This window comes from Sporosarcina sp. Y1009, assembly GCF_057669865.1.
In genome coordinates this window covers 1-3,971 of record NZ_JBYHFO010000031.1, presented here as the reverse complement: position 1 = coordinate 3,971, position 3,971 = coordinate 1, and the positions used below count along the sequence as shown (strand labels likewise).

General features: G+C 41.8%; 5 protein-coding genes. All 5 read right to left on the bottom strand.

Annotation, left to right across the window (positions count from 1 at the left end; all coding sequences use genetic code 11):
* Positions 1-58 precede the first annotated feature (58 nt).
* Positions 59-1,153, bottom strand: coding sequence for a peptide-methionine (R)-S-oxide reductase MsrB (msrB, locus tag AC25Y1_RS19240; RefSeq protein ID WP_488149631.1), 1,095 nt, complete (start codon positions 1,151-1,153; stop codon positions 59-61).
* 14 nt (positions 1,154-1,167) lie between these two features.
* Positions 1,168-1,686: a redoxin family protein gene (locus AC25Y1_RS19235; RefSeq protein WP_488149630.1), complete on the bottom strand. Its 519-nt coding sequence runs from the start codon at positions 1,684-1,686 to the stop codon at positions 1,168-1,170.
* A 129-nt stretch (positions 1,687-1,815) separates the two neighbouring features.
* Positions 1,816-2,079, bottom strand: a complete 264-nt coding sequence (locus tag AC25Y1_RS19230; RefSeq protein ID WP_488149629.1) for a DUF3006 domain-containing protein — start codon at positions 2,077-2,079, stop codon at positions 1,816-1,818.
* Positions 2,080-2,081: 2 nt separating this feature from the next.
* Entirely contained in the window at positions 2,082-3,212 is a 1,131-nt protein-coding gene (locus AC25Y1_RS19225) for an MBL fold metallo-hydrolase (RefSeq protein WP_488149628.1), read from the bottom strand.
* Positions 3,213-3,347: 135 nt separating this feature from the next.
* The coding region (locus AC25Y1_RS19220) for an exosporium glycoprotein BclB-related protein (protein ID WP_488149627.1) at positions 3,348-3,971 on the bottom strand (624 nt) is incomplete at its 5' end.

The following is a 3,971-nucleotide window of genomic DNA, read 5'->3' as shown; positions in this document are numbered from 1 at the left end:
GGTGGGCGTCTTACTGCCCGTTAATGCGGGATAAAAAAGGAGGCAAATGTAGCCTCCTTCATTCGACGTGGGCCACCAAATACCCATACCCTTCTTGCACCATATCATCCAAAGGAATAAACAAGATAGAAGCGCTATTAATGCAGTACCTTTTTCCACCTTGATCGGTTGGTCCATCGTCGAATACATGGCCTAAATGAATGTCACCCACACGACTTCGAACTTCTGTACGGACCATATTAAAGCTCGTATCGACGGTATAAGTCACGACACTCGGGTCAATTGGTTTTGTAAAACTCGGCCACCCGCAAAAAGAATCATATTTATCGGTACTGGTAAACAGGGGTTCACCCGTGACGATATCAACGTAAATGCCAGGTTCGTATAAATCCCAATATGCATTGGAGTAAGCAGTTTCCGTATCATTCAATACCGCTACATTATATTGTTCCTCGGTTAAACTTTCTTTAAGCGCATCATCACTAGGTCTAGAGTAAAGGGACGGATCCACCAAAGAATTCAAATCATCCAAGATACTCATATCGATATGACAATAAGCGTTAGGATTTTTCACTAAGAAGTCTTGATGGTATTCCTCTGCTAAAAAATAATTTGTTAAAGGCAACACTTCAGTAACAACAGCTTGATCATACTTTTCACGTTCAGCGGTCAGAAGTGTATCGATTAAGCGTGCATCATCATCGTTCACATAATAAATCCCAGTGCGGTACTGAACACCAATATCATTTCCTTGTTGGTTTAACGTCGTCGGATCAATCGCTTTAAAATAATAAGTGATGAGAGTTAAGAGGTCGACTTCTTCGGGATCATATTGCACTTCAACCGTTTCCACAAACCCCAATTCACCGCTCATAACTTCCTCATACGTCGGGTTTTCTCCGACTCCATTGGCATAACCAGAGGTCACATCAACTACACCGGGCATTTTAGAAAAGAATTCTTCGACACCCCAAAAGCAACCCCCTGCAAAATAAATTACATCAAGATCACGCGCTGATTCGGTTTCAGGAGCAGAGGAGGTCGGTAACTTTGTTGCTGAATGAACATCACTTACTTCTTTAATTTGTCCTGTACAAGCGGAAAGAACTATGAGCAACATGCCAAACAAGAACCCATAAAGTATTCGATTCATCGTTAATCACCTCGCTATCTTAGTTGGTTTATGATTGTGGTAATCTCTGCATTAGAAGTATGTCCGACAAATGATTCTTCAAGTTCTCCGTAAGAACTTATAAAAAAAGAACTTGGATAACCAATGACGCCAAATTCACGTGCCCAAACGCCATCCTCATCAAGTAATACTGTCATATTGTCTAATGCAAGGGATGCATACCAGGCTTTGAACTTTTCGGTAGACATTTCTCCTTTGTATCCTGGACTAACAATACTAATGACGCGAAAATCGGTATCACGAGCTGCTAATGTATCGAGTTCCTCGAGACCAGCCAAACAAATTGAACACCAAGAAGCCCAATACTTTACATAGGTTTTCTGCTGAACATCTTTTAGCGAAACAGTATTTCCTTCTATATCTTCAAGTACAAACATCGGGGCTAAGTCGTTACTATTAATCTCAATGACATCATCGCCGTACGGTGTTCCACAACCGGCGATAAACACGATACAAATTAAAGAAACTAAGAACCGAATACATGTTTGTTTCATGACCATCCCCCTGTTATTTCTTCGCTGCGTTTACTAATAATTCTGATGATTATATTCTAACATGTATATTATTCATTACTAGTAGTATATGAAGTTAAAAAAAAGAAGACCAATTGGCCTTCATACTGATTACTTTCGCTTGAAGCGACTTGTCTTATTTGTTTGTAGCCGCTGCATTCGATTTTTAATGTCTCTTTGCATGTCGCGTGTTTTCTTTTCATTAATTTGAAGTGAGGTGATGTTGTCGTTTTGAATGTCAACGACAAACCAAGTTCCTGTTTGACTGCCTGTTGGGAGATTGGAAATGGGCACAAGGAATTCTTTTTGTAAATCTTCTACGAGAATAAGTGCTTGATCAGTGTCGGTAAATCGGTCTAGATAAGCTGAGTACATGGTTATCCTCCTATGCAGGCAAGTCCCTGTGATTGAATCTCTTTTAAACGAGCAGTTCCAATGCCATTTATATTGATGAGTTCTTCGACTGAATGAAATGGACGAAGAGCGGTTAATTGGCTTGCCAAAGCAGGGCCAATATGAATGATTTGCTGTAAGTCTTCTTCGCTCGCTGTATTGATATCCACGCAAAACTCATTTGAAGTGTCGCGGGGAAGGGTACCTTGTTTCTGTGTCATTACGTGATAAGTAAGACCATCGGTTTCAACGACGATTGTTCCGTGAATGTCCGTTCCGTATAGAAGAATGTCACTTGAATTGATGCGATTGATGACTTCTTCATCAGGATGATCATAGGAATTGTCTACACCGGCAGAATAGATGGCCATTTCCGGATTGACTGCTTCTAAAAAATCGGGTGTACTAGATGTGTTTGAACCATGGTGGCCAATGTGTAGAATAGTTGCCGCAAGATTTGCACCGCGAGCCAGCATCTCCTCTTCAGCCTGTGATTCAGCATCCCCTGTGAATAAAAATGAGACATCCCGGTATTGTATCCGCATCGCAAGCGAGTTATTATTCGTATTAGATGAGAGCGATTTGGGATGCAGTACCTCTATTTGAAGGGGACCGATATCAAATACTTCACCAATTTTAGGTTCATAATAATCTACTTGGTTCGTTTCAATGGCTTCTAATGAATTGGCAAATACTTGTGAATTAGCCGTTTCTCCGTTCATCCACACTTCTGTTACATTAACCTCGTTGATAATTTTATCTAATTGACCCAGATGGTCAGCGTGAGGATGGGTGATTGCAACCAGATCGACTGTGCGTATATTTTGTTCATGAAGATAAGTGACGACATTCTTCGCATTCCAATCACCTGTATCGATGAGAATAGTGAAGTCTTCGTCCGCCTCGCTAAACTGGAGCAGTGTCGCATCTGCTTGGTCAACATCTATGTAGTGGACACGCAACTTTTCGGATGGCGAGTTTTTTACTATGATTTCATCTGCATCTATCTCTTTATCATTCATGTTTGATACAGATTGCATGTCTTCAGTTGAGCAACCAGCAGCAACAAGTAGAATAATGAACAAGTAAAGATAGGTGGCCAAGTTTTTCAACATTTTTGTCCTCCTAATAATTTCTATCCCAATTGTAGCAGAAGGTGAATTGAAAAGTGTATGAGAAAAAGCCCCTTTCAGCGGATGGGATGAAAGGGGTATTAAAGAAGTTTTGTACTTTTTTTATTGAGTTGTTCTTTACACAGTTGTCATTGTGATTCCTGCGCTTGCAGTACCTGTTATCGTGTTCACTAAGTTTAAACCTGTAGCTGACGCTGAGAATACCATTAACACCCGATCTCCTTGATTTACAGCAACGTTCGTATTCGCTGAAGCAAAGCTAATTCCACCAATTGCGACAGAGCCTGAATAAGCTGGGGCAAGGGTTAAATTAGCGGTTGTTGCGGTAAAAGTATTGCTGCCAGCTGGTGCAATAAATACTGTGGCATTAATGGTGACGGTTGTTAAAACAAGTGTCAATGCCAATGTGTTTTTAAATGTGGCGGACATTGCAGTAATTGTCCCTGCTTGAGGTGCAGTGAAGGCGTACTCCAATGGAAGAAGTGCAGTCGAGATATTTTGACCTATAACCTCTACACCAGGTTCAGATGCGCCAAATCCAATAATACTTGTTGTTCCAACTAAACCACCAAGGATCGTTGTGAGTACAGCTGGGGTACCAGATGCGAATGGGATAATCGCACCAGTTCCGCCCGTGGCTCCGGTTGCTCCGGTTTCGCCTGTAGCACCAGTGGCTCCAGTTGCTCCGGTTGCACCCGTAGCACCAGTAGCACCGATTGCGCCAGCTTCACCCGTCGCGCC